The organism is Robertmurraya sp., assembly GCF_036676585.1.
Classification (GTDB): Bacteria; Bacillota; Bacilli; order Bacillales; family Cytobacillaceae; genus Robertmurraya_A.
The window spans coordinates 1-21,299 of record NZ_JAKFCQ010000035.1 but is presented as its reverse complement, the minus strand read 5'-3'; the positions used below and the strand labels follow the sequence as shown (position 1 = coordinate 21,299).

Below are 21,299 nucleotides of genomic sequence, written 5' to 3'. Positions count from 1 at the left end.
CAAGTTGTCTTTATTTTCTGAATTATTAGTTTTACAATGGCTCTGTAGTAAAAACCTGAAAGGAGTCGATGAAATTGACAGAGAAGCTAGACAAAGTCGTAACTAGAAGAGATTTTTTAAACCAAGTAGGTAAAGTTGGTGGAGCGGTTGCTGTCTATGGTGCAATGGATTCCTTAGGTTTACTAGGTAGCTCCATGTTTGCGAATGCCGCATCTTTTAATGCTCCCAAAAAGAGCGACCTCGTTATGGCAAACAAAATGGGGAAAAAAGTCGTGATTCTTGGAGCGGGGATTGCGGGACTCGCATCAGCTTATGAATTAAGTAAAGCAGGCTACGATGTCCATATCCTTGAAGCACGTGACCGAACGGGAGGCAGAAACTGGACGGTCCGTGGGGGAACAGAAGAAACTGAAATTAATGGAGTTAAACAAGTTTCTAAATTTGATAAGGGTCAATACATGAATGCAGGACCTGCCAGGATTCCTCAGCATCATGTGACCATCGATTATTGTCGTGAGCTCGGAGTAGAATTGGAAGCTTTCACGAATGTGAATGAAGCCGCTTATTATTATCAAGAGAATGTGGGTCCACTTTCAAATACAAAAATTCGAAAGAGAGAGATTAAAGCTGACACTCGCGGTTATGTAGCTGAACTCCTTAGCAAAGCTGCCAATCAAACGGCCTTAGATGAAAATCTAACGTCTCAAGATATTGAAAGATTAACTGCCTACTTAACCCGTGACGGAGCCTTAAACTCTAGTAGAAAATATACCGGAACTAGCTATCGTGGGTACACCGAATTACCAGGTGCTGGTTTGAAACCAGGAACGGTAGGCACACCTTATAAGTTTAGCCAAATACTAGAATCAGGGATGATGAATCATATTAGTTCTGAATACTCGTTCGATCAGCAAATGATGGTGTTCCAACCAGTCGGTGGAATGGATAGTATCCCAAAAGCGTTAGAAGCAAAATTACCTGGAAAGATCACATTTGGCGCTGAGGTTCAGGAAATTAGACAAACCTCTGATGGAACCCGGGTAGTGTACAAAGTAAATGGGAAAACAAAAGAAATGACAGGAGATTATTGTATTTGCACAATCCCATTATCAGTACTGAAAAATATCCCAGCAGATTTTTCTTCTGAGATGATCAATGCCATGAAAAACATTAGTTACGCACCAACAGGTAAAATTGGATTTCAATTCAAGAATCGTTTCTGGGAAACAGAAGATCGAATTATGGGAGGTATGACGACAACCAATATGGACATTAACCAAATTTGGTATCCGTCATATGGATATTTGTCACAAAAAGGTGTGGTGATTGGCTACTATAATTTTGGACAAGCAGCATTAGATTTAGGCAATATGACCATTGCTCAACGTGAAAAGCATGCTTTAGCACAGGGGGCAAAAATACATAAGTCGTATACGAGTGAGTTTGAGAACTCGTTCTCGGTTGCATGGCATAAAATCAAATACAATGAGGGAGGTTGGGTATCCTACACCGCATCAGATCGTCAAAATTACTATCCAATTCTAAATCAGCCACAAGGACGAATTTATTTAGCTGGTGAACATCTAAGCTATCTAACAGCTTGGATGGCGGGAGCCTTTGAGTCTGCACGAGTAGCTGTTACTCAAATTCATGAAAGAACATTACAAGAAAACGATTCGAAAGTAAAAGCTGGTTAATAAAAAGACAAAAGGAGATGAATTTATGAAACTATCAAAATCTAAATCTGTAGTAGCTTCCATTGTATTTGGAACAAGCCTAATGGCAGGAGCTTATGCTTTTGCTGGCTCTGAAAAGGCAGACTTAAAAACCGATAAGGTCGCATTCTTCGGAACTCCTACTTCATCTATTTCTAGTTCTGTTTCCATCCCTAGTCAATACAATCAGCTTTGGATTAGCGGCACGGTTCCTCCGGTATTAAACCGAAACGGTACAACAATTTATGAAAGATACGGTGACACAGAAACACAGGCGATTGGAATTTTTAACAATCTTAAGTCTCAATTAGAAGCCAAAGGGCTTTCACTTAAAGATGTTACTTACCTGCGTGTGTACATTACACCTGATCCAAACAAAGGAAATACCCAAGATTATCAAGGTTTTTTCAATGCCTATGCAAAATTCTTTAACACAGAAGACAATCCAGTGAAAACCGCACGTTCTACCGTAGGAGTAGACAGTCTCGTTAATTCTGATTGGTTAATTGAAATTGAAGCGTTTGTCGCTTACAAGTAAAGAAAGGGGGAATTTATGTGCTACAAAATATTGGAGTACCAGGTTTAATCTTGATTTTGGTCATAGCACTTGTCATCTTCGGTCCCTCAAAGCTACCGGAAATTGGACGTGCATTCGGTAGAACACTTACTGAGTTTAAAAATTCAACAAGGGAATTAGTAGCTGGAGATTCGGAAGAACAAAAGGCAAAAGAACTTAATAATTAATGAGAGGGGAAGATGTAAACACTTGTTTGCATCTTCTTACCTTTAAAAGGGATGTGAGAGTGAATGGAAGAATATAAAATGCCTATGTTAGAACATGCAGAAGAATTTAGGAAAAGACTCATCTACGTGTTAGTATCCTTTGTGATCCTATTATTTTCTGGATTTATTTTTGTGGATCGTATCTATGATTGGATTGTTCACTCCGCTGAGCAACCACTTACAGTTTTAGGGCCTAGTGATATAATGTGGATTTACTTTGTTTTAGCAGGATCCTTCGCACTTGTTTTTACAACACCCATTGCTGTGTATCAATGTTGGAGATTTGTTTCTCCTGGATTACAAACATCCGAAAAAAAAGCATTATATTTCTTCTTACCCGTTTTAATCATCTTCTTTGTAATGGGACTGTGTTTCGGCTATTACATCTTATTCCCAAGCGTTCTAACGTTTCTTACCAATTTAGCAGGTGATCATTTACATACGATGTACACAGCTGAAAAATACTTTAAGTTTCTATTAAACTTGACGCTGCCTATCGGATTTTTGTTTGAAATGCCAATTCTCATTATGTTACTAACACGTCTAGGTATTATAAATCCTATGATATTGGCGAAAACAAGAAAAATAGCTTACTTTATTTTAATGATCCTATCAACATTGGTTACTCCACCAGATTTTATTTCAACGATAATCGTTTTTATTCCACTAGTGTCACTATATGAGCTAGGAATAAGTGTATCAAAATATATGTATCGTAAAAATGAAAGAGTCCTTTTTAAAGAGGCAAGTTAAAAAAGATGCCTGGTATTTGCCTGGCATCTCAATTGTATTTATTATCATTGTAGCTGAGAGGTGCTTTGCACAGCTACTAAAAAATTTATTAGACTGGATAATCACAGAAATCGAGGAAATGAAAACGGATTGGAGAAATCTGCCCGACTCCAATTCCTGCGTATTCGCTTTAAATAAAAAAGCCTTTTCTTTTATATAGAAAGGGCTTTTTCTATTTTATATCGAATGGTACATAATCAATATTTATATTCACTTACTAAAACCATTCAAAGCATCAGGATCAATAAACTGAATACATAGACCAGCTATATTTTTAAAAATGATGTAAGCGTTTTCCGTAACAGAGGAAAAAGGCCAACTTAATAACTTTTTAATAACTTTTTATACTGTAGATAGAAAGGAGAAAGGGAATACATGAACCTGTTAAATAAGCGAGAGATGGAAATTCTTAGATTACTTTCTTCTAAAAAAGAGTATCAAACAGGGGAGAGCATAGCAGTTTTGTTAGGTGTTTCTTCCCGGACGATAAGGAATGATGTGAAAAGTTTAAATAAAATCCTATTGAATCATGGAGCGAATATAACCTCGAAAAAAGGACTAGGTTATGAGCTTGAGCTACAAGATCATGAAGCGTTTAGACGGTTAAACGTACAAGTAAATGGACCGAATGAGCATCATTCCAATCGGAACATGAAAGCCCTAGAAGAAAGAAATCTAGAGGATGTGATTATTGGGAAGCTCCTGATTAACACACTATCTGATACGAGTATGTTTCAGGAAGAACTTGCAAATGAACTTTATATCAGTCTCTCTACTCTAAAGAGCTATTTTCCAGGGGTAAAGGAAAAAGTCAGTAGGTTTGATTTAAAGGTGGTTACCGATCGATTCAATGGGATTAGACTACACGGGGAAGAAAATAAAATTCGCTTTTGTATATCAGAGTTTTTGTTTAACCAGCATAGCATGAGTGTTTATAACGATTTATTTCCAAAGCAGGAACTTGAACAATTAAAGGAAATTACCTTAAAGGTGCTTTACAAGCATAAATTAAAGCTCACAGATATGTCATTAGAACGGTTCATTATTCATATGGGCATTACAATCAAGAGACATATGAATGAATGTTATTTAACCTTTCCACCAAAATTAAAGAAATGTATTCAAAGCTCAAAAGAATTTATCATTGCTGAAGAAATTATAAAAGAGATTTTTTTCGGATTATCGATTGATATCCAGCCAGAAATCTACTATATTGCCCAGCATCTCATAGCAAGTAGTCGCCTCAGTCATAAAGATATGAATGATGATGACTATAAAAGATTAGAAAAAATGATACGAACGATATTGGTTGCTGTTAAGAGGAAAACCTCCATTGATTTAAGTGTGGAGCAAGACCTGATGCCGGGTCTAATCACTCATTTATATGTGGCATTAAAGAGAATTGAATACGATATGAGTATTCGAAATGAATTATTACCTACTATTAAAAATAATTACCCACTTGCGTTCGAATTAGCTGTCATTGCAAGTAATGAGATAAAAGAGTTAACAAATCTCACTATTAATGAAAATGAAATCGGTTATCTTGCTATCCATTTCGGAGTGGCACTCGAAAAGATGGGGTTAAACAAACGAACGATGAAAAGAATACTGATTGTCTGTGGATCCGGGCTGGCAACTGCCTCATTGATTCGAGAAAGAATCACCAATGTCTATGGAGAACAAATTAGTATTATTGAGTGTATTAGTTTAAGAGAGTTTAACGAAAGTAGGCTAGATAAGGTAGATTGGGTCGTTTCTACTGTACCAATTACACATATATTATCTACAAAAATCATCGTAGTGAGTCCAGTTTTAACAAATAAAGATCTTTCCGTTATTTATCAAAAAATAAAGGAAGATGAAGACAATCCGGTTTTTATCAGTTACCAGGATGTGTTTAAAAAGGACCTTTTTAAGAGAGACATCGATTTGGATTCAAAAGAAGCCGTACTTCATTATATGACGCAATTAATGAAGAAAAAAGGCTATATTGATGGCCGGACCTTAGAATCTATATTTAAAAGAGAAAGGATGGCATCCACTGAGCTCGGACATTTAGTTGCGATTCCTCATCCATTAGAAAACCATATGAGTGAAGTTTCGATTGCTGTTTGTATATTAAAAAAACCTATCGTCTGGGATAAGGAAAAGGTTCAGGTAGTAATCTTGCTCAGTGTCCCAAAAGAAAAACAAAAATGGTGGGAAACGATTTTTAAAAAGCTCTATCTTTTTCTAATCGAGGATTTTGGAGTGACCAAATTGATCTCTGAATATAGCTATGAAGACTTTATTCGAAACTTAGTAAAGTACAAGGAGAAGTAAGATGGATAATCATTATTTTACAAAGGACAATGTACAATTCCAAGTAGAAGCCGTGGATTGGCAGGATGCGATTAGAGTGGGAGTTTCCATACTGGAGTATAACGGATACGTCAATCAACTTTATGCCGATGAAGTGATAAAAAATGTTCTCGAGTATGGTCCTTACATTGTGATTGCACCTGGGATAGCGATTCCACATACAAGACCAGAGAATGGAGCTCTATCAGTAGGAATGAGCTTGATCACGTTAAAGCACCCAATCCAATTTCAACAGGAGGAGCCTCCCGTTAAGGTTATGATCTCCTTTTCTGCAACGGATAGTAACGAACATTTAGAGATAATCAAAACGATTGTGAAAATTGCCGAAAAGGGCCTGGTTGACGATATTTGGAGTATTCATAACGTTGATCAATTAAATGAACTAATTGGAGAGGGTTCACAATGAAAAAAGTAGCGATCATCACAAGTGGGGGAGATGGAGCAGGAATCAATGCAGCCCTCGAAATGCTGTCAAGATGCAAAGAACTTGACCTATACGGTTTTTCTGGCGGCTACGATGGTGTCTTAACCCATTCTCCCATTCACCTAACAGCCAGTTACTGTGAAAATACCTCGCTTGACGGAAGACATATAATCAAGACCGCAAGAAGCAAGCTCCCATACACAAAAGAAGGAAGAGAAAAGTTGCACAAAAAGCTAAAAGAAGATGGTTACGAATACTTGATCGTTTGTGGGGGAAATGGCTCACAAAAGGCTGCGCATCTTCTGAATTTAGAAGGAACAAAAACGATTTTTATACCAATGACGGTTGATAATGATGTGAACGGAACCGATTATACGATTGGTTATGATACCGCATTAAATTATATCAACGAGGTGCTATACGGTTTGCATGATACCGCCTCGAATATGCCCGGCCGAATTTTCATGGTAGAGGTAATTGGAGGTAATGCTGGTAGCCTTGCCTTAGAAAGTTCCATTGCAGGGGCATGTGACCTAGCGATTATTCCAGAGTTTTGTACCGATCCGACGGTAATCGTCTCGCGTGTAAAAGAGAAACTGCAGGAGAAAAAATCCCTGCTGATCGTATGCTCGGAAGCAGCCTATGAAGAAAAAAACTTTCATCCAGGTAATCAAGGAATATCCTTTCAAATTTCCGAGGCGATTGAGGCCGAAACCAATATCCGAGTGAGAAAATCGATCATGGGCTTTTATATCAGAGCCGGAAAACCATCAAGTAAGGATGCACTGATTGCTAGCACCATGGGATATGAAGCTAGCAAATGCGTGATCGAAGGGAAAGCCGGTGTCATGATGGGAGTAAAGAATGGGATTGTCCAACCAATAGAGTTAAGTATTGCGATGGAATCTCCAAAGAGACTAGACGTTAGATTAGTAGAAATAGCAAAAAAACATAAAATAATTATTGAATCCTAGGAGGATGGAGACCGATGTTAAAAATACTTGTCTGTTGTGGTGCTGGTTTAGGAAGTAGCTTTGCGTGTCAAATGAGTGTGGAATCCGTATTAAAGGACTTAGGTGTAAAAGCACATTTGGATCATTCTGATATTTCATCGGCAGCAGGCCACCAGGTGGATGTGATCATTTCCGGAAAAAACTTTGAATCTCAATTTAGCCGATATAATTTACCCGTAGATTTCATTTTCCTCAATCGGTTAGTAGATAAAAATGAGATAAAGGAAAAACTGGTCCCAATTTTACAAATTAAAGGAGAGTTATAAAAAGGGGGAGTTTTTATGGGCATCGTTGATTTTATTATTGAAAGTATACTAACTCAAGCTTCGATCACAATTGCTCTAATTGCATTTCTAGGATTACTGCTACAAAAAAGACCGTTTGGAGAGGTCATGTCAGGTAGTTTTAAGACCTTACTTGGATTTTTAGTTCTTTCCGCCGGTTCTTCCATTATCGTTACCTCATTAATCTACTTTGGTGAAATCTTCTCTGAAGGCTTCGGTATGCAGGGTATCGTACCTTCGATTGAAGCTATCAATGGTCAGGCCATGAATGAATTAGGCCTTGGCAACCAAATTGCGTTAACCTTCTTAGCTATTTTCGTTTTCAATATTATTCTTGCTCGCTTTACAAAATGGAAGTACATCTTTTTAACTGGTCAGGCTGTACTTTGGATGGCAACGATGACCACTGTGTTTGGTAGTTTCGCAGGATTATCGGGCCTTTCCTTAATCCTTGTTGGAGGACTTGTTGGTGGAATCTTTGCTGTGGCGATGCCAGCAATCGCTCAACCGATCGTTAGAAAAATAACAGGTTCCGATGATATCGCGTTAGGTCATTTTTGTACAATTGGATACGTATTCGCTGCTGGCGTATCAAAGCTAGTAGGAAAAGGTTCCAAGTCTACTGAGGATATTAAGTTTCCGAAAGGACTTAGCTTTTTACAAGATACGTATTTATCCGTAGCAGTTGTTATGATTCCTTTATATGTAATTACAGCAATCTTTGCTGGTCCTGAGTTCGGAGCAACTTATTCAGGCGATGTGAATTATCTTGTATACGCTTTCTTGCAATCCGTTCAATTTGTTGTCGGTGTGTATGTGTTACTATCAGGGGTTCGACTACTTTTAGCTGAAATTGTTCCAGCCTTTAGAGGAATTGCGTTAAAAATTGTTCCTGATGCCAAACCAGCTCTAGACTGTCCAGTCCTCTTCCCTTACGCTCCAAATGCAGTAACAGCAGGATTTGTTACCACAACGATCGGGTCTGTAATCGCCATGTTTGTTCTCCCTTGGTTTGGATTAGCGATGATTTTACCAGGGATGCTAACAAACTTCTTCGCTGGAGGAACAGCAGGGGTATTTATGAACGCTGTTGGTGGTAGACGAGGGGTGTTAATCGGCGGTATTGCTCATGGTTTCTTTATCACTCTTTTACCTGCATTGCTCGTTCCAATTTTCAACGATCTTGGTTTTGTTAATGCAACCGCAACCGATGTGGATACTGTAACTGCTGCTCTTGTGTTTGATTGGCTGATCAGTCCAATTATTAATCTATTTAACTAGTGAGGTAATCATATATGGCATTTTTTAAAAGGAAAAAAGAACCAAAAACTGAGGCAACAGTGGTCGTTGAACGCGATATAGAAAAGTTACTTAAGGCTATCGAATTAGCATCGGAAGATCTAAAAAAGGTGGAAGGAGATAAACGTATTGAAATTCTAAATAAATTAGGAGCATTATCCTTCGATGCCAACTTGATCGACCAATCGATTGATTATTATGAAACAAGTATTTCAGAAAACAGGTCGCTTGGAAAAGCCTATACCGACTTGATTAAGCTTTATAATATCAAACGAAAAGAAGCAGTCGATGAAAAAGACAATGCAAAAATTCAATTTTATTTAGGAAAAACTGACCAATTAATGCAACTCACGAAAGATACTATAAGAGGAAGATTTTAAAGGGGAGAAACTAATGCTTAAAAACTTAAAACAATTATTTGAAGAAAATGATGGAAAACGAGCGATTGGTGCCTTTAATGTACACTGTCTTGAGATGTTACCTGCAATGCTAGAAGGAGCAAAACAAATGAATTCACCAATTATTATTCAAACTTCCCTAGGTACTGCTGAATATATTGGGTTTGACCTACTAGTCTCCAGTTTAAGGACGTTATCTGAAAAGCTAGACGTTGATGTTTGTCTTCATATGGATCATTGTAAGGATATAGGTGCGATTAAACGTGCAATTGACATGGGCTACACATCGGTCATGTATGATGGCTCAAGCTTACCATTAGAAGAAAATATCAGGAATACTCAAATTGTCGTTGACTATGCTTCTAGTAAAAACGTTTCCGTTGAAGGGGAAGTTGGAACGATTGGTGGGGCAGAAGAGGGAATCGTTGTCTCAAGTCATGATGCGATGTACACGGATCCACAAGATGCTTACAAATTCGTAACTGAAACGGGAGTAGATGCACTAGCCGTAGCCATTGGTACAACTCACGGACAATATAAATCAAAAGCAAAAATTAACTTTGATTTGTTAAAAGAACTATCCACCAATTTGAAAAACGTTGGAATGGTTCTACATGGAGGAACAGGTGTATCTGATGAAGATATGAGGAAATGCGTGTCTCAGGGAATGAAAAAAGTGAATGTGGGAACTGAACTGAATAAATCGTATATTGAAGAAGTAAACAAAACCTTCCCATCCGCCACACCATTAACCTCGCTGCGCACCTTGCTAAAGCCAGCCAATCAGAAGATTAAAGAAATTGTAGTGGAAAAATCGACATTGTTTCAAATATAATAGTTGGGATCAGTCCTAGATAATAGGGCTGATCTTTTTCTCTTGTTAGGAACGCAAGTAATGGAGTAAAATAGCAAATAAATCATAATAATCACAAGAAAAACTTGAGAATCGCAAAAATATTATTAGAATAACAAATAAATTTCTTGAATAGCAATTAAATTTCTTGAATAGCAAATAAATCTCAAAAATCGCAAGTATAAACAATAGAATCGCAAATATCTTATCAAAACTTAATTATCAAATAGCTTTTGACAGAAAAATTCATAGTTTTTATATCAAAATTATCCGCATCCCTATTAAATTAACATGATAAACGTAACATTTTTCACAGAATCCAACCAACATTTCCTTTACAGTAAATAAAAATCAGAACAGTTTGAAAAAAGGAAATATAAAGGAGGAATTCTGATGAAAAGAACGCATTTACCATTGGTATATTCATGCTCAGGCTGTTCTTCAGCTGCACAAACCGCAAACTTAATCGCAATCAAAATGGATCGGGAGGACATTGCCGAAATGTCATGCATTGCCGGTGTAGGGGGAGATGTAAAACCACTCGTAAAAACGGCAAAATCGGGCAGGCAAATCATCGCCATTGATGGCTGTCCGTTGGCATGTACAAAAAACTGCCTCGCAAGGCACGGTGTTCAGCCAACCCATCATTTTGACCTTTCCAATTTTAATGTGGTAAAGAAAAAAGGGGAAGACCCAGACTTAGATGTGTTTATGACGACCTATGAGAGAATAGTAGAGCTCATATAATCAATAAAGGGTATGTTCGCCTTGGACATATCCTTTTTTTCTAGATTGATAAACGAGCACTTCCACTGAAGACCCAAACTTGATCTCACCACAAAAAAAGTAACGATCCCTTCTATCACTACGTTGTAACTGCATACAAAATCTTAATAAATAAAACCCCAAAATTATTATATATTTCAACGACCGAAACAATTTACTTTAGTAATGCAATGTTATAGAATGGTAAAGTTACAAACTTAGGAAATTATGAATCTTCATATTTAAAAAGAAAGGCGAGAGGAACTTGAACAATTTAACAGGTACAAAGCGTTTACAGCTTGCATTGCTTCTAGGATCTCTGGCGATCTTAGGTCCGTTTACCATCGATATGTATTTGCCTTCTTTTCCGACTATTGTAGAAGAGTTCGGTACAACGGCATCCTTCGTACAAATTAGTTTAACTTCTTGTTTGTTAGGCTTAGGGCTGGGGCAATTGATTATCGGTCCAATGAGTGATGTGCAGGGACGGAAAAAACCATTATTAATATTCCTTATTATGTATTTAGTTGCCTCTGCCATTTGTGCATTTGCTCCGAATATTTATTTCTTTATTGCGGCTCGTTTCTTGCAAGGATTTTCAGCAGCAGGCGGGATCGTTATTTCGAGAGCGGTCGTTCGCGATAAGTTTAGTGGAAGAGAATTAACGAAGTTTTTTGCGTTATTAACATTAGTAAGTAATCTTGGTCCAATTATCGCTCCTGTTGCAGGCGGCGCGATTCTAGCCTTTACGAATTGGACGGGAGTATTTGTCGTTTTAAGTGTTGTGGGTTTAGTTTTATTTTTTACGGTATTTTCAAAGCTGGAAGAATCGCTACCTACGGAAAAGCGTGTTCCTAGTAATATAGGTCAAACCTTTAGTAACTTTGGAACTTTATTAAAAGATCGTCAGTTTACGGGATATGCCTTTACACAAGGATTTATTGTGGCTGGAATTTTTGCTTATGTTTCTGGTACTCCATTTGTGTATCAAAATATTTATGGAGTTTCGCCACAAGTATTTAGTTTATTATTCGGATTAAACGGAATTGGTTTGATTCTTGGAAGTCAGGCAGTAGGGAAGTTCGTTGACGTGATATCTGAAAAGACTTTTTTAGTTATAGGTCTGACCATGTCAAATGTTTCAGGTGCCATTCTTCTTGTTGCGTTATTACTAAAGGCACCATTAATTGCTGTTGTTATTCCTATCTTCTTCTTCGTTGCATCAATCGGGATTATTGGAACCACATCGTTTTCACTTGCCATGGAGTCACAAGGGCATATTGCTGGTAGCGCGTCGGCTCTATTAGGATTGTTACCATTTATCCTCGGCTCTATTTCATCACCACTTGTAGGGATTGCAGGTGAGAATTCAGCCATACCGATGGGATCCATTATCTTTGGTGCTAGCTTTTTAGCTTTTCTATCGTATTTTCTTTTCGTACGAAAGGCTTCCGTTGAAAAACCAGCTATCGAAGAACCCGGAAAAATCTCAGTATAATATCTAGACGCTATCCAAAAGGGTAGCGTCTTTTCTTTTAAGGTATCGTTCAATTTACCAAATGAAGTGCATGTGTATGAATTTAAATTAATCAATATATCTAATGGTTGGCTCGCCATGTGAGTTACGTTTCAGTAGGAAATCTGTCGTGTTCGTTATATAAGTAGTTGAAAAATAAGAAAGATTCATCTAATATAGAATCTAGCTTAATTGAATAGTTTTCCAGAAAGTTAAGATGCCTAAATGGCTTAATAGGGAATCTGGTGAAAATCCAGAGCTGTACCCGCAACTGTATGTGTGGACGAAATAAGAAATCCACTGTGTGCATACGTGATTCGTATGGATATGGGAAGGTCTTAGAGTAGGAGGAAGCACGAGTCAGGAAACCTGTCTTACTTTTAAACGTTTCAGTTTCTCCGGGAATAGAGAAGGTGTTTCGATGGTGAGAAGGGACCGTATTTCTGTTTGTCTTTTCATGCTTTCGTTTCATCCGTTCATTCCTGTGAGCGGATTTTTTTATGGAAATCTTTCATTGGGTTGATAACTTCATAGTTTACTTGATAGGTGCAAAAGAAAAAACTTTTGCTTAAAAGGGAAGCACGGTGAAAAGCCGTCGCGGTACCCGCCACTGTATTGGGGAGCTTTGTTACAAATGGTCACTGAGTAAAATCGGGAAGACGTAACAAAAGCAAGGAACCAGAGCCAGGAGACCTGCCTATAAAGTGTGTCACATACCTACGGGACTATAGGTAGATGTGTAGAAAGATGTACATTGCGTATGTTCTTATGCACCTCTATTTGTAGGGGTGCTTTTTTATTACAAAAAATGTAAGGGAGTGGAAAACATGACAACATGGAATTTAAATGGGACAAAGCATCACATCTTGATTTGTAATGGAAGTAGTTGCATGAGAAAAGGGGGAGAAGAAGTAACGCAAGCGATTCGTGATGAAATTAAGCAGTTGGAGTTGGACGACAAGATTCATACAACAAGAACGAGATGCAATGGAAGATGCAAGGATGCTTGTGTCACCATCGTTTATCCAGAAGGCATCTGGTATAAGGCACTTACAGAGGACATGGGACGAGAAATCGTACGGAGTCATCTCGCACAAGGAAAGATACTAGAAGAATCTGTTATTTATACATACGACCAGGAAGGCTTCGTAGCACCTGAAAACTCAGATAGTATTGAGGGAATTTCGAAAAAAGTGAAAGAAGAGGTATGACCTATGGAATTTATCATGTTTGCACTGCTTGCTGTGTTTATTGGCATGAGGCATGGAATCGACGGAGATCATGTAGCAGCGATTGCCGACATGGTTGGCAGTGAGCAGCGTAAGAAGAAACAGCTTACTCTTGGTGTGATGTATGCCATTGGCCACGGCATGATTGTGATGGTTATTGGAGTGTTATTTATTTATATTGGTCTACAACTTCCAGATGCAACGAAGCAAGTACTAGAAATGCTCGTTAGCTTCACCCTTATTTTGCTCGGAATGTTTATTATTTGGTCGATTTTTCAACAAAAGAAAGATTACGAGTATAAAAGCCGACTAAGAATTGTTGTTGAGTTTTTTCATAACATCGCTAATAAGGTGAAATCAGGAACAAAAACCAATCAACTTTCACCTACGAAACTCGGTGCCGTTGGAGCGTTTATTATTGGCATTCTTCACGGCATTGGTGTGGAAAGTCCGACTCAGATCGCGATAATTTCTAATGCGACGGGGCTTGATAATATAACCGTTGCCCTTATTCAACTGACTCTATTTGTTTTTGGGTTACTCATAGCAACGATCGGAATTACGTTTTGTCTTTCATGGGGATTTATGAAAGCTAGAGTGAAAGACAAGCTGTTTTTACTATTAGGAACGATAACAGGAGCCTATAGCTTAGTTCTAGGAATTTTTATGATGGCGGAACTATTGAAAGGAGGAGCGTAATTGAAAGGAAAGCTGTTAGTCATTGGTTTTGGTCCCGGAAGTGAGGAGCATATTACGGACCGAGCAAAAAAAGCGCTTCAAGAAAGCGATATGATCATCGGATACAAAACGTATGTGGAACTGATTGAAAGACTACTCGACGGACAAGAAATCATTAGCACAGGGATGACAGAAGAAGTAACTCGAGCTCAAGAGGCAGTGAGGCAGGCCGAGCTCGGAAAAAAAGTGGCAGTGATCTCTAGTGGAGATGCAGGTGTTTATGGAATGGCAGGTCTTGTGTACGAAGTGTTGGTTGAAAAAGGCTGGAAGCAAGACACGGGTGTTGAGGTTGAAGTAATTCCAGGAATCTCAGCCATCAATTCATGTGCATCCCTATTGGGAGCCCCTGTCATGCATGATGCCTGCACGATCAGCCTAAGTGACCATCTGACTCCTTGGAGGTTGATTGAACAACGAATTGAAGCAGCTGCACAAGCAGATTTTGTGATTGCCTTGTATAACCCAATGAGCGGAAGAAGAACCCGACAAATTGTCGAGGCACAGCGGATACTATTAAAATACCGATCGCCGGAGACACCGGTTGGACTTGTAAAAAGTGCCTATCGTGATCGTCAAAGCATTACGCGCACCACATTAGAAGACATGATGAATCACGAAATTGGCATGTTAACTACTGTGCTGATTGGAAACTCGTCAACGTTCTTTTACGACGACTTGATGATTACGCCAAGAGGTTACCAGCGAAAGTATACGTTGAGGCAAAAGGAACAACCATTGAAACCCCATCAACGATTGAAAAAGGAAGCAGAGCCATGGGCGTTAGAGCAGGTGGTGGTAGGTACTTCCTCTAGAGAAATCGCGGATGAAGCATTACAGCTAATTTTAGGAGAAAGCAATCAACCAAAAGAGTACATCCAACAACCCATTCAATCAATCTTTGAAGTATCGGTTAGTCCAGGTGTTGCGAACAAAAAATTTACCCCGAAGCAAATGATCACACTAGCTGAGATTGTTGGTGATGAAGGAAGCATGGAGTATACCCAGGACCATCATATTAAGCTTCAAGTTCCAACCTCTAACCCAGATCTTGTTGTAAGTGAGCTTGAAGAGGTAGGTTTTCTTCTTGCCCCTGTTGGCGAGGTATTGACACTGAAGGCCTGCGATTTTTGTGAAGGAGAAAAGAAGGATAGCATTCCTTATGCAGAGGCGTTACAAGCAAGACTTGGTGGAATGGATCTGCCTAAGGAAATGAAAATAGGCTTTAACGGATGCGGAATGGCGTGTTTTGGTGCCGTTCGCGAAGATATCGGAATCGTCTTTCGAAAAGGAGCCTTTGATCTATTTTTGGGTGGAAAAACGATTGGAAGAAACGCTCACTCTGGACAAATTGTCGCAGAGGGGATTTCCCCAGATGAAATCGTCGAACTTGTGGAGAGAATCGTTCAGGAATACAAGGAAAAAGGCCATCCGAATGAGCGTTTCCATAAATTCTTTAAGCGAGTGAAAAAGGTGTGCGGATTTGAATTTCAGGATGTGTCACCTTCGCTAAAAATAGAGCTTGCACCTTGTGGGGATTAGGGAGAGTGCATACAGAGTTTCTCTTTATTTACAGATGTAGAACGTTATGGAGCGATTTTTTTTGAGATAACGTCCTTCATCAAATTACGAAACCATTTAATCACAAAAGCCAGCCATAAAAAGCAAAACACAAACCCATTTAAGGAGGAATAACATGAAGGCTATTCTTTTCGTTGGACATGGAAGCAGAGACCACGAAGGCAATGATCAAATCCGAGAATTTATTCAGAACTTAAGACCAAGTGTTGATGAGTCCATATTAGTTGAAACATGTTTTCTAGAGTTCGAGAGACCAACCGTTGGACAGGGGATCGACTTATGTGTAGAAAAAGGTGCTACGGATATCGCGGTGATCCCGATTATGCTCCTTCAAGCGGGGCATTCCAAAATTCACATCCCTGGTGCGATTGACGAAGCAAAGGAGAAATATCCTCATGTTTCGTTTACATACGGGAGACCGATCGGGATTCACGAAGAGGCTCTAAACATTTTACAAACAAGATTAACAGAGGCAGGAGAAAATCTCGACTCGCCTTCTGACGATACAGCCATCCTCCTACTAGGTCGAGGTGGAAGCGATCCGGATGCGAATAGTGATTTATACAAGATTGGGAGATTGCTATGGGAGAAAACCCAGTATTCAATCGTTGAACCTGCTTTTATGGGGGTTACTGATCCTCTAGTGAACGCAGGTATTGAACGATGTATCAAGCTTGGCGCAAAGAGAGTAGTGATTTTACCTTATTTTCTTTTCACGGGAATCTTAATTAAACGACTAGAAGAGCTAGTTAGTGAGTTTCAACAAAGTTACCCAGACATTGAATTCCAACTAGCTGGATATTTTGGATTCCACCCTAATTTACAGACGATTTTAATTGACCGAGCGGAAGAAGCACTTAAAAGCGAGGTAAAAATGAACTGTGATACTTGCCAATATCGTGTAAATGCGATGGAGTTTATCGGTCATCATCACCATCACGATCACGACCATGAACACGGTCATCACCATGACCATCATCATCACCATCATGACCATGAGCATCATCACCACCATCACGATGAGGTAAAGGCAGGGAATACCAAGTGATTTTCATGTTAGCAGGAACAAGTGATGCTAGAGCTCTTGCACTTGATATTAAAAATGAAGGCCTTCAACTCCTTACCACAGTTGTAACAGAAAATGCTGCAACGGAGATGACTAAGGCGGGCATCCCCGTACATGTGGGTCGACTACCAGCTGATGAAATGATCCACCTTATTCAAACAAACGAAGCTAACGTAGTAGTCGATGCCAGCCATCCATTTGCTGAGGAAGCTTCCAAAAATGCCATGGAAGCGGCTAAACAACTAGGACTTCCTTATATTCGTTATGAACGAGAGTCACAATCGTTTGATTACGAAAAATTAACCGTTGTTTCAAGCTACAAGGAAGCAGCGAAAATAGCTGCGACCAAGAAAGGCGTTGTCATGTTAACGACCGGGAGCAAGACCCTGCAAGTCTTTACAGAGGAATTACTGGATAAACCGGATATCCGTCTTTTAGCCCGAATGCTCCCTCGTTTAGATAATATGGAGAAATGCGAGCAGCTTGGGTTTCCACAAAAAAACATTATCGCCATCCAAGGACCTTTCTCTAAAGAATTTGACCAAGCGCTTTATAAGCAATATGGAGTCACCCTCATGATCACAAAAGAAAGTGGCAAGGTGGGTTCGGTTGATGAAAAAGTAGAGGCAGCGAAGGAGTTAGGTATCGAAATTATTATGATCGCCAGACCTAAAATGGACTACGGTGTAAGCTTTTCAGAGTTCTCACCAATTATAAAATTATTAAAAAAAGGAGCCCGATCACATGGACTTTAAAACAGAGTTTAAACCATTAACCGTTCAACCAGAGGAAATTGAGGGCATTAGCTTTCAAATGATTGATGATGAAGTAGGAGAGCATAATTACACTCCAGAACAATACCGCGTTGTCCAACGAGTTATTCACGCTTCAGCCGATTTTGAACTTGGAAAAAGTCTCTTATTTCATCCAAAAGCCATGGAGGCAGGCATTCAAGCCATTCGCAGTGGAAAAAAAGTTGTGGCTGACGTTCAAATGGTGCAATCAGGTGTAAACAAAACAAGAATTGAAAAATTCGGTGGAGAAGTAAATGTATACATTTCTGACCCAGACGTCATGAAGGAAGCCAAACGCTTAAACACAACTAGAGCGATTATTGCCACGAGAAAAGCAATTAAAGAAGCTGAAGGTGGGATTTTTGCCATCGGAAATGCGCCAACCGCTTTGTTAGAACTGATTCGCCTTATTAAAGAGGAAGATGCGAAGCCTGGCCTGATCATTGGATTACCTGTTGGATTCGTATCAGCTGCTGAATCAAAAGAAGAGCTTGCGAAGCTTGATGTCCCATTTATAACAAATATCGGAAGAAAAGGCGGTAGTACAGTAACGGTTGCTGCCTTAAATGCCATTTCTATTTTAGCCGAACAGGTATAAAACGATGGCCGAGCAAGCGAAAGAGGAGAAAAAGCTAAGGGAAGGCTATACAACGGGAGCTTGTGCCACAGCCGCAACAAAAGCGGCTCTTATCGCATTAATTACCGGAGAGGAACAAACAGATTCAACCATTTTTCTCCCCGTTGGTCGCTTTGTGACCTTCGCCATTGAGAGCTGTCAGGCATCTCCTACCATAGCTGTAGCCACTGTCATCAAGGATGGCGGTGACGATCCGGATGCCACCCATGAAGCACAAATTATCTCTACCATTACTTGGTCAAATGAACCGGGAATCGTACTTGATGGGGGCATTGGAGTCGGAAGGGTGACGAAACCTGGTCTACCTGTTCCGGTTGGTGAAGCAGCCATTAATCCTGTCCCTCGAAAAATGATCCTCGGTGTGGCGGAAGAAGTGTTACAGGCTTATGGAGTGGAAAAAGGAATCAAAATTGTGATTAGTGTCCCAGTGGGGGAAGAAATTGCAAAAAAAACCTTAAATGGCCGTTTGGGTATTCTTGGCGGGATTTCGATTTTAGGAACGAGAGGAATTGTCGTTCCCTTTTCTACATCTGCCTATAAAGCGAGTATCGTCCAAGCGATTAGTGTGGCACGCGCAAGTGGTTGCGAACAAATTGTCATCACTACTGGGGGTCGGAGTGAAAAATATGCGATGAAGCAGTATCCCGAGTTACCGGAAGAAGCATTCGTTGAAATGGGGGACTTTGTCGGATTTTCCTTAAAACAATGTAAAAAGCAGGGAGCGAAAAAGGTTTCGATGGTTGGTATGATGGGCAAGTTTTCAAAGGTGGCGCAAGGAGTCATGATGGTTCACTCCAAAAGTGCTCCCATCGATTTTGGGTTTCTGGCTAACGTGGCGGAGCAAGCTGGGGCACACGAAGAACTTGTGAATGAAATCAAGGGTGCCAATACAGCATCACAGGTAGGGGATATGATGTCGGAGTCTGGCTATCATCAATTTTTCGACTTACTATGTGGGTCTTGCTGTGAAGAAGCATTAAAGGAAGTGAGTGGTGGTTTGGAGGTAGATACGACCATTTACACATTAAAAGGAGAATTATTAGGAAAGGCGATGCGACAGGGATGAAATCTATTAAAATGATTGGAATTGGCGATGATGGGAAGAAAAGTCTTCTTCCTATATATGAAGGCTGGATTTATGAAAGTGAGCTATTAGTAGGGGGACATCGACAGTTAGCCTATTTTCCCGACTACCAAGGTGAAACACTTCCCATCGAAGGCGGACTTCCACGCTTAGTAGAAAGATTACAGACTGAAAAAAAGAAGGTAGTTATTTTAGCATCTGGAGATCCCCTGTTTTTTGGTATTGGAAGCTATCTTTCTAGTAAGCTCGATTTAGAAATTTACCCTTACTTGAGCTCGATTCAAATAGCCTTCGCAAAAATGGGAGAACGTTGGCAGGATGCCCATGTGGAGAGTGTACATGGGAGACCGATGAAAGGCTTGGCACAACGGATTGATGGAAAGTCTAAGGTAGCGATTCTAACGGATGCCGAAAATTCCCCAAATAAAATAGCCGAATATCTCCTGTCTTTTGGAATGGACGAATACGAGGTATTTGTCGGCGAAAATTTAGGTGGGGAACATGAAAGAGTCGGCTGGTATCAGCTCCAGGATATGCGAACCATCGATTTTTCTCCACTAAATGTCGTGATTTTGAAAAAAGTAAATCCAGCTCCTTCTTGGCCGATTGGAATTGAAGATCATGAATTTTTCCAAAGAAAGCCAGATAAAGGGCTAATTACAAAAAAAGAAGTCCGAGTGTTAAGCGTTAGTGCCCTGCAACTAAAAATAGATAGTGTTGTTTGGGACATTGGGACCTGTACCGGATCAGTAGCGATTGAAGCAGGAAGAATCGCTCGTGAAGGTCAAATTTTTGCCATTGAAAAAAACGAGGAGGACTTAGAAAACTGCAAACAAAATCTATCGAAATTTCGTGTTGATGCGACGGTTGTACATGGAAAAGCCCCGGATCAATTGGAACATTTCCCTTCACCAGATGCCGTATTTATAGGCGGAACAGCAGGTGGGATGAAGGATATCCTGAGAATTTGCTGTCATAGGCTGAATCAAAATGGTCACATTGTATTAAACGCTGTTACAATCGAAAACTTAGCCGAAGCCATGGCCTCTTTTAAAAAGAATGGCTTCACTACAGAAGTCACACTAGCACAAATTTCAAGAAGTAAGCCTATTTTAAATCTAACTCGCTTCGATGCGTTAAACCCCATTTATATCATTACTGCCAAAAGAGAGGAAGAACAAACATGTTAGGAACATTATATGGATTAGGAGTTGGACCAGGAGATCCCGAACTAATTACGGTGAAAGCCTTTCGTCGATTAAAGGAGTCTCCAGTTATTGCTTACCCGAAAAAACAAAGAGGCAGCAAAAGCTACGCTCATAAGATTATCGATGTCTATTTTCAACCAGAGGAAAAAGAAATGCTCGGCCTCGTATTTCCAATGACAAAGGACCCGGATATTTTAGATAGAAAGTGGTCGGAAACCGTAGAACTAGTATGGGAAAAGGTTCAGGAAGGAAAGGATGTTGCCTTCGTAACAGAAGGGGATCCCCTTTTATATAGTACATTTATCCATATGATGCGCCTCATGCGGGAGCGACACCCTGAAGTACCGATCGAAATCGTGCCTGGTATTTCATCCTTTAACGGTGCCGCATCCCGACTAGGAATTGCCCTAGCAGATGGGGACGATCATATTGCCATTGTTCCAGCAAGAGATGACTATGAAACCATGAAAAAAGTGATTCAAGAAAATGATTGTGTCATTTTTATCAAAGTCGCAAAGGTCATTGATGTCATGCTCCACGTTCTTCGCGATTTGGATTTATTACATAAAGCATCCGTTGTTACAAAGGTAACGTCTGATGAGGAAATCATTTGGAATGCAGCCGAGCTCGATGGTGCTGAGCTTGAATACTTAACATTAATGGTGGTGAGAAAATGAAGCTATACATCATAGGTGCCGGACCAGGAGATCCTGACCTAATTACGGTAAAGGGGTTAAAGCTTTTACAAGAAGCCGATGT

Annotated in this window: 23 protein-coding genes and 2 riboswitches; all 23 genes read left to right on the top strand. The window is 39.7% G+C overall.

The features are described 5' to 3' along the window. Nucleotides 1–74 precede the first annotated feature (74 nt). Entirely contained in the window at nt 75–1,697 is a 1,623-nt protein-coding gene (locus ACGLXV_RS04135; protein ID WP_391557623.1) for a flavin monoamine oxidase family protein, read from the top strand. Between the two features lie 25 nt (nt 1,698–1,722). Beyond that, nucleotides 1,723–2,253, top strand: coding sequence for a Rid family hydrolase (locus tag ACGLXV_RS04130; RefSeq protein WP_391557622.1), 531 nt, complete (start codon nt 1,723–1,725; stop codon nt 2,251–2,253). A 17-nt stretch (nt 2,254–2,270) separates the two neighbouring features. Beyond that, on the top strand, nt 2,271–2,459 hold the full coding sequence (locus tag ACGLXV_RS04125; RefSeq protein WP_119708355.1) for a twin-arginine translocase TatA/TatE family subunit: 189 nt from the start codon (nt 2,271–2,273) through the stop codon (nt 2,457–2,459). 63 nt (nt 2,460–2,522) lie between these two features. Further along, complete coding sequence (gene tatC / locus ACGLXV_RS04120; protein ID WP_391557621.1) at nt 2,523–3,251, top strand: twin-arginine translocase subunit TatC; 729 nt, start codon at nt 2,523–2,525, stop codon at nt 3,249–3,251. Between the two features lie 414 nt (nt 3,252–3,665). Beyond that, nucleotides 3,666–5,615 carry a BglG family transcription antiterminator gene (locus tag ACGLXV_RS04115; RefSeq protein WP_391557620.1) on the top strand — a complete coding sequence of 650 codons (1,950 nt, stop codon included), beginning with the start codon at nt 3,666–3,668 and terminating at the stop codon, nt 5,613–5,615. A 1-nt stretch (nt 5,616) separates the two neighbouring features. Further along, nucleotides 5,617–6,060: a PTS sugar transporter subunit IIA gene (locus ACGLXV_RS04110; protein ID WP_391557619.1), complete on the top strand. Its 444-nt coding sequence runs from the start codon at nt 5,617–5,619 to the stop codon at nt 6,058–6,060. After that, nucleotides 6,057–7,052 (top strand): 6-phosphofructokinase, encoded by a 996-nt coding sequence (locus ACGLXV_RS04105; protein ID WP_391557618.1) that lies wholly within the window; start codon nt 6,057–6,059, stop codon nt 7,050–7,052. Before ACGLXV_RS04110 ends, ACGLXV_RS04105 begins: the two co-directional genes overlap by 4 nt. A gap of 14 nt (nt 7,053–7,066) precedes the next feature. Then, nucleotides 7,067–7,357: a PTS sugar transporter subunit IIB gene (locus ACGLXV_RS04100; RefSeq protein WP_119708360.1), complete on the top strand. Its 291-nt coding sequence runs from the start codon at nt 7,067–7,069 to the stop codon at nt 7,355–7,357. Between the two features lie 15 nt (nt 7,358–7,372). Continuing rightward, nucleotides 7,373–8,656 (top strand): PTS sugar transporter subunit IIC, encoded by a 1,284-nt coding sequence (locus ACGLXV_RS04095; RefSeq protein ID WP_119708361.1) that lies wholly within the window; start codon nt 7,373–7,375, stop codon nt 8,654–8,656. A 14-nt stretch (nt 8,657–8,670) separates the two neighbouring features. After that, a complete protein-coding gene (locus tag ACGLXV_RS04090; protein WP_391557617.1) occupies nt 8,671–9,054 on the top strand; it encodes a hypothetical protein in 384 nt (127 codons plus the stop codon). A 13-nt stretch (nt 9,055–9,067) separates the two neighbouring features. Next, complete coding sequence (locus tag ACGLXV_RS04085; RefSeq protein ID WP_391557616.1) at nt 9,068–9,907, top strand: class II fructose-bisphosphate aldolase; 840 nt, start codon at nt 9,068–9,070, stop codon at nt 9,905–9,907. Nucleotides 9,908–10,318: 411 nt separating this feature from the next. Beyond that, nucleotides 10,319–10,672 carry a putative zinc-binding protein gene (locus ACGLXV_RS04080; RefSeq protein WP_391557615.1) on the top strand — a complete coding sequence of 118 codons (354 nt, stop codon included), beginning with the start codon at nt 10,319–10,321 and terminating at the stop codon, nt 10,670–10,672. Nucleotides 10,673–10,955: 283 nt separating this feature from the next. Next, nucleotides 10,956–12,188, top strand: coding sequence for a multidrug effflux MFS transporter (locus ACGLXV_RS04075; protein ID WP_391557614.1), 1,233 nt, complete (start codon nt 10,956–10,958; stop codon nt 12,186–12,188). 216 nt (nt 12,189–12,404) lie between these two features. Continuing rightward, nucleotides 12,405–12,597, top strand: a riboswitch (cobalamin riboswitch). Between the two features lie 136 nt (nt 12,598–12,733). Next, a riboswitch (cobalamin riboswitch) is annotated at nt 12,734–12,921 on the top strand. A 112-nt stretch (nt 12,922–13,033) separates the two neighbouring features. Then, nucleotides 13,034–13,417, top strand: coding sequence for a (2Fe-2S) ferredoxin domain-containing protein (locus tag ACGLXV_RS04070; RefSeq protein ID WP_391557613.1), 384 nt, complete (start codon nt 13,034–13,036; stop codon nt 13,415–13,417). 3 nt (nt 13,418–13,420) lie between these two features. Further along, on the top strand, nt 13,421–14,134 hold the full coding sequence (locus tag ACGLXV_RS04065) for a HoxN/HupN/NixA family nickel/cobalt transporter (RefSeq protein ID WP_391557612.1): 714 nt from the start codon (nt 13,421–13,423) through the stop codon (nt 14,132–14,134). Beyond that, a complete protein-coding gene (cobJ, locus tag ACGLXV_RS04060) occupies nt 14,135–15,712 on the top strand; it encodes a precorrin-3B C(17)-methyltransferase (RefSeq protein WP_391557611.1) in 1,578 nt (525 codons plus the stop codon). A gap of 154 nt (nt 15,713–15,866) precedes the next feature. Further along, the gene (locus ACGLXV_RS04055; RefSeq protein WP_391557610.1) at nt 15,867–16,799 is read left to right on the top strand and encodes a sirohydrochlorin chelatase; all 933 of its coding nucleotides are present in this window, start codon (nt 15,867–15,869) and stop codon (nt 16,797–16,799) included. Further along, on the top strand, nt 16,796–17,572 hold the full coding sequence (gene cobK, locus ACGLXV_RS04050; protein WP_391557609.1) for a precorrin-6A reductase: 777 nt from the start codon (nt 16,796–16,798) through the stop codon (nt 17,570–17,572). Before ACGLXV_RS04055 ends, cobK begins: the two co-directional genes overlap by 4 nt. Then, on the top strand, nt 17,562–18,209 hold the full coding sequence (locus ACGLXV_RS04045) for a precorrin-8X methylmutase (RefSeq protein ID WP_391557608.1): 648 nt from the start codon (nt 17,562–17,564) through the stop codon (nt 18,207–18,209). Before cobK ends, ACGLXV_RS04045 begins: the two co-directional genes overlap by 11 nt. Before the next feature lie 4 nt (nt 18,210–18,213). Continuing rightward, entirely contained in the window at nt 18,214–19,314 is a 1,101-nt protein-coding gene (locus tag ACGLXV_RS04040) for a cobalt-precorrin-5B (C(1))-methyltransferase (protein ID WP_391557607.1), read from the top strand. Continuing rightward, complete coding sequence (gene cbiE / locus ACGLXV_RS04035) at nt 19,311–20,522, top strand: precorrin-6y C5,15-methyltransferase (decarboxylating) subunit CbiE (RefSeq protein ID WP_391557606.1); 1,212 nt, start codon at nt 19,311–19,313, stop codon at nt 20,520–20,522. The genes ACGLXV_RS04040 and cbiE overlap by 4 nt, the downstream gene beginning before the upstream one ends. Next, a complete protein-coding gene (gene cobI / locus ACGLXV_RS04030) occupies nt 20,516–21,217 on the top strand; it encodes a precorrin-2 C(20)-methyltransferase (RefSeq protein WP_391557605.1) in 702 nt (233 codons plus the stop codon). The genes cbiE and cobI overlap by 7 nt, the downstream gene beginning before the upstream one ends. Next, the coding region (locus ACGLXV_RS04025) for an SAM-dependent methyltransferase (protein ID WP_391557631.1) at nt 21,214–21,299 on the top strand (86 nt) is incomplete at its 3' end. The genes cobI and ACGLXV_RS04025, both read left to right, overlap by 4 nt.

Bases quoted from the DNA above. Each gene is read 5' to 3' on its own strand.
- ACGLXV_RS04130 (WP_391557622.1), top strand. From the start codon at position 1,723: ATGAAACTATCAAAATCTAAATCTGTAGTAGCTTCCATTGTATTTGGA.
- tatC (WP_391557621.1), top strand. From the start codon at position 2,523: ATGGAAGAATATAAAATGCCTATGTTAGAACATGCAGAAGAATTTAGG.
- ACGLXV_RS04115 (WP_391557620.1), top strand. From the start codon at position 3,666: ATGAACCTGTTAAATAAGCGAGAGATGGAAATTCTTAGATTACTTTCT.
- ACGLXV_RS04110 (WP_391557619.1), top strand. From the start codon at position 5,617: ATGGATAATCATTATTTTACAAAGGACAATGTACAATTCCAAGTAGAA.
- ACGLXV_RS04105 (WP_391557618.1), top strand. From the start codon at position 6,057: ATGAAAAAAGTAGCGATCATCACAAGTGGGGGAGATGGAGCAGGAATC.
- ACGLXV_RS04100 (WP_119708360.1), top strand. From the start codon at position 7,067: ATGTTAAAAATACTTGTCTGTTGTGGTGCTGGTTTAGGAAGTAGCTTT.
- ACGLXV_RS04095 (WP_119708361.1), top strand. From the start codon at position 7,373: ATGGGCATCGTTGATTTTATTATTGAAAGTATACTAACTCAAGCTTCG.
- ACGLXV_RS04090 (WP_391557617.1), top strand. From the start codon at position 8,671: ATGGCATTTTTTAAAAGGAAAAAAGAACCAAAAACTGAGGCAACAGTG.
- ACGLXV_RS04085 (WP_391557616.1), top strand. From the start codon at position 9,068: ATGCTTAAAAACTTAAAACAATTATTTGAAGAAAATGATGGAAAACGA.
- ACGLXV_RS04080 (WP_391557615.1), top strand. From the start codon at position 10,319: ATGAAAAGAACGCATTTACCATTGGTATATTCATGCTCAGGCTGTTCT.
- ACGLXV_RS04070 (WP_391557613.1), top strand. From the start codon at position 13,034: ATGACAACATGGAATTTAAATGGGACAAAGCATCACATCTTGATTTGT.
- ACGLXV_RS04065 (WP_391557612.1), top strand. From the start codon at position 13,421: ATGGAATTTATCATGTTTGCACTGCTTGCTGTGTTTATTGGCATGAGG.
- ACGLXV_RS04055 (WP_391557610.1), top strand. From the start codon at position 15,867: ATGAAGGCTATTCTTTTCGTTGGACATGGAAGCAGAGACCACGAAGGC.
- ACGLXV_RS04045 (WP_391557608.1), top strand. From the start codon at position 17,562: ATGGACTTTAAAACAGAGTTTAAACCATTAACCGTTCAACCAGAGGAA.
- ACGLXV_RS04040 (WP_391557607.1), top strand. From the start codon at position 18,214: ATGGCCGAGCAAGCGAAAGAGGAGAAAAAGCTAAGGGAAGGCTATACA.
- cbiE (WP_391557606.1), top strand. From the start codon at position 19,311: ATGAAATCTATTAAAATGATTGGAATTGGCGATGATGGGAAGAAAAGT.
- cobI (WP_391557605.1), top strand. From the start codon at position 20,516: ATGTTAGGAACATTATATGGATTAGGAGTTGGACCAGGAGATCCCGAA.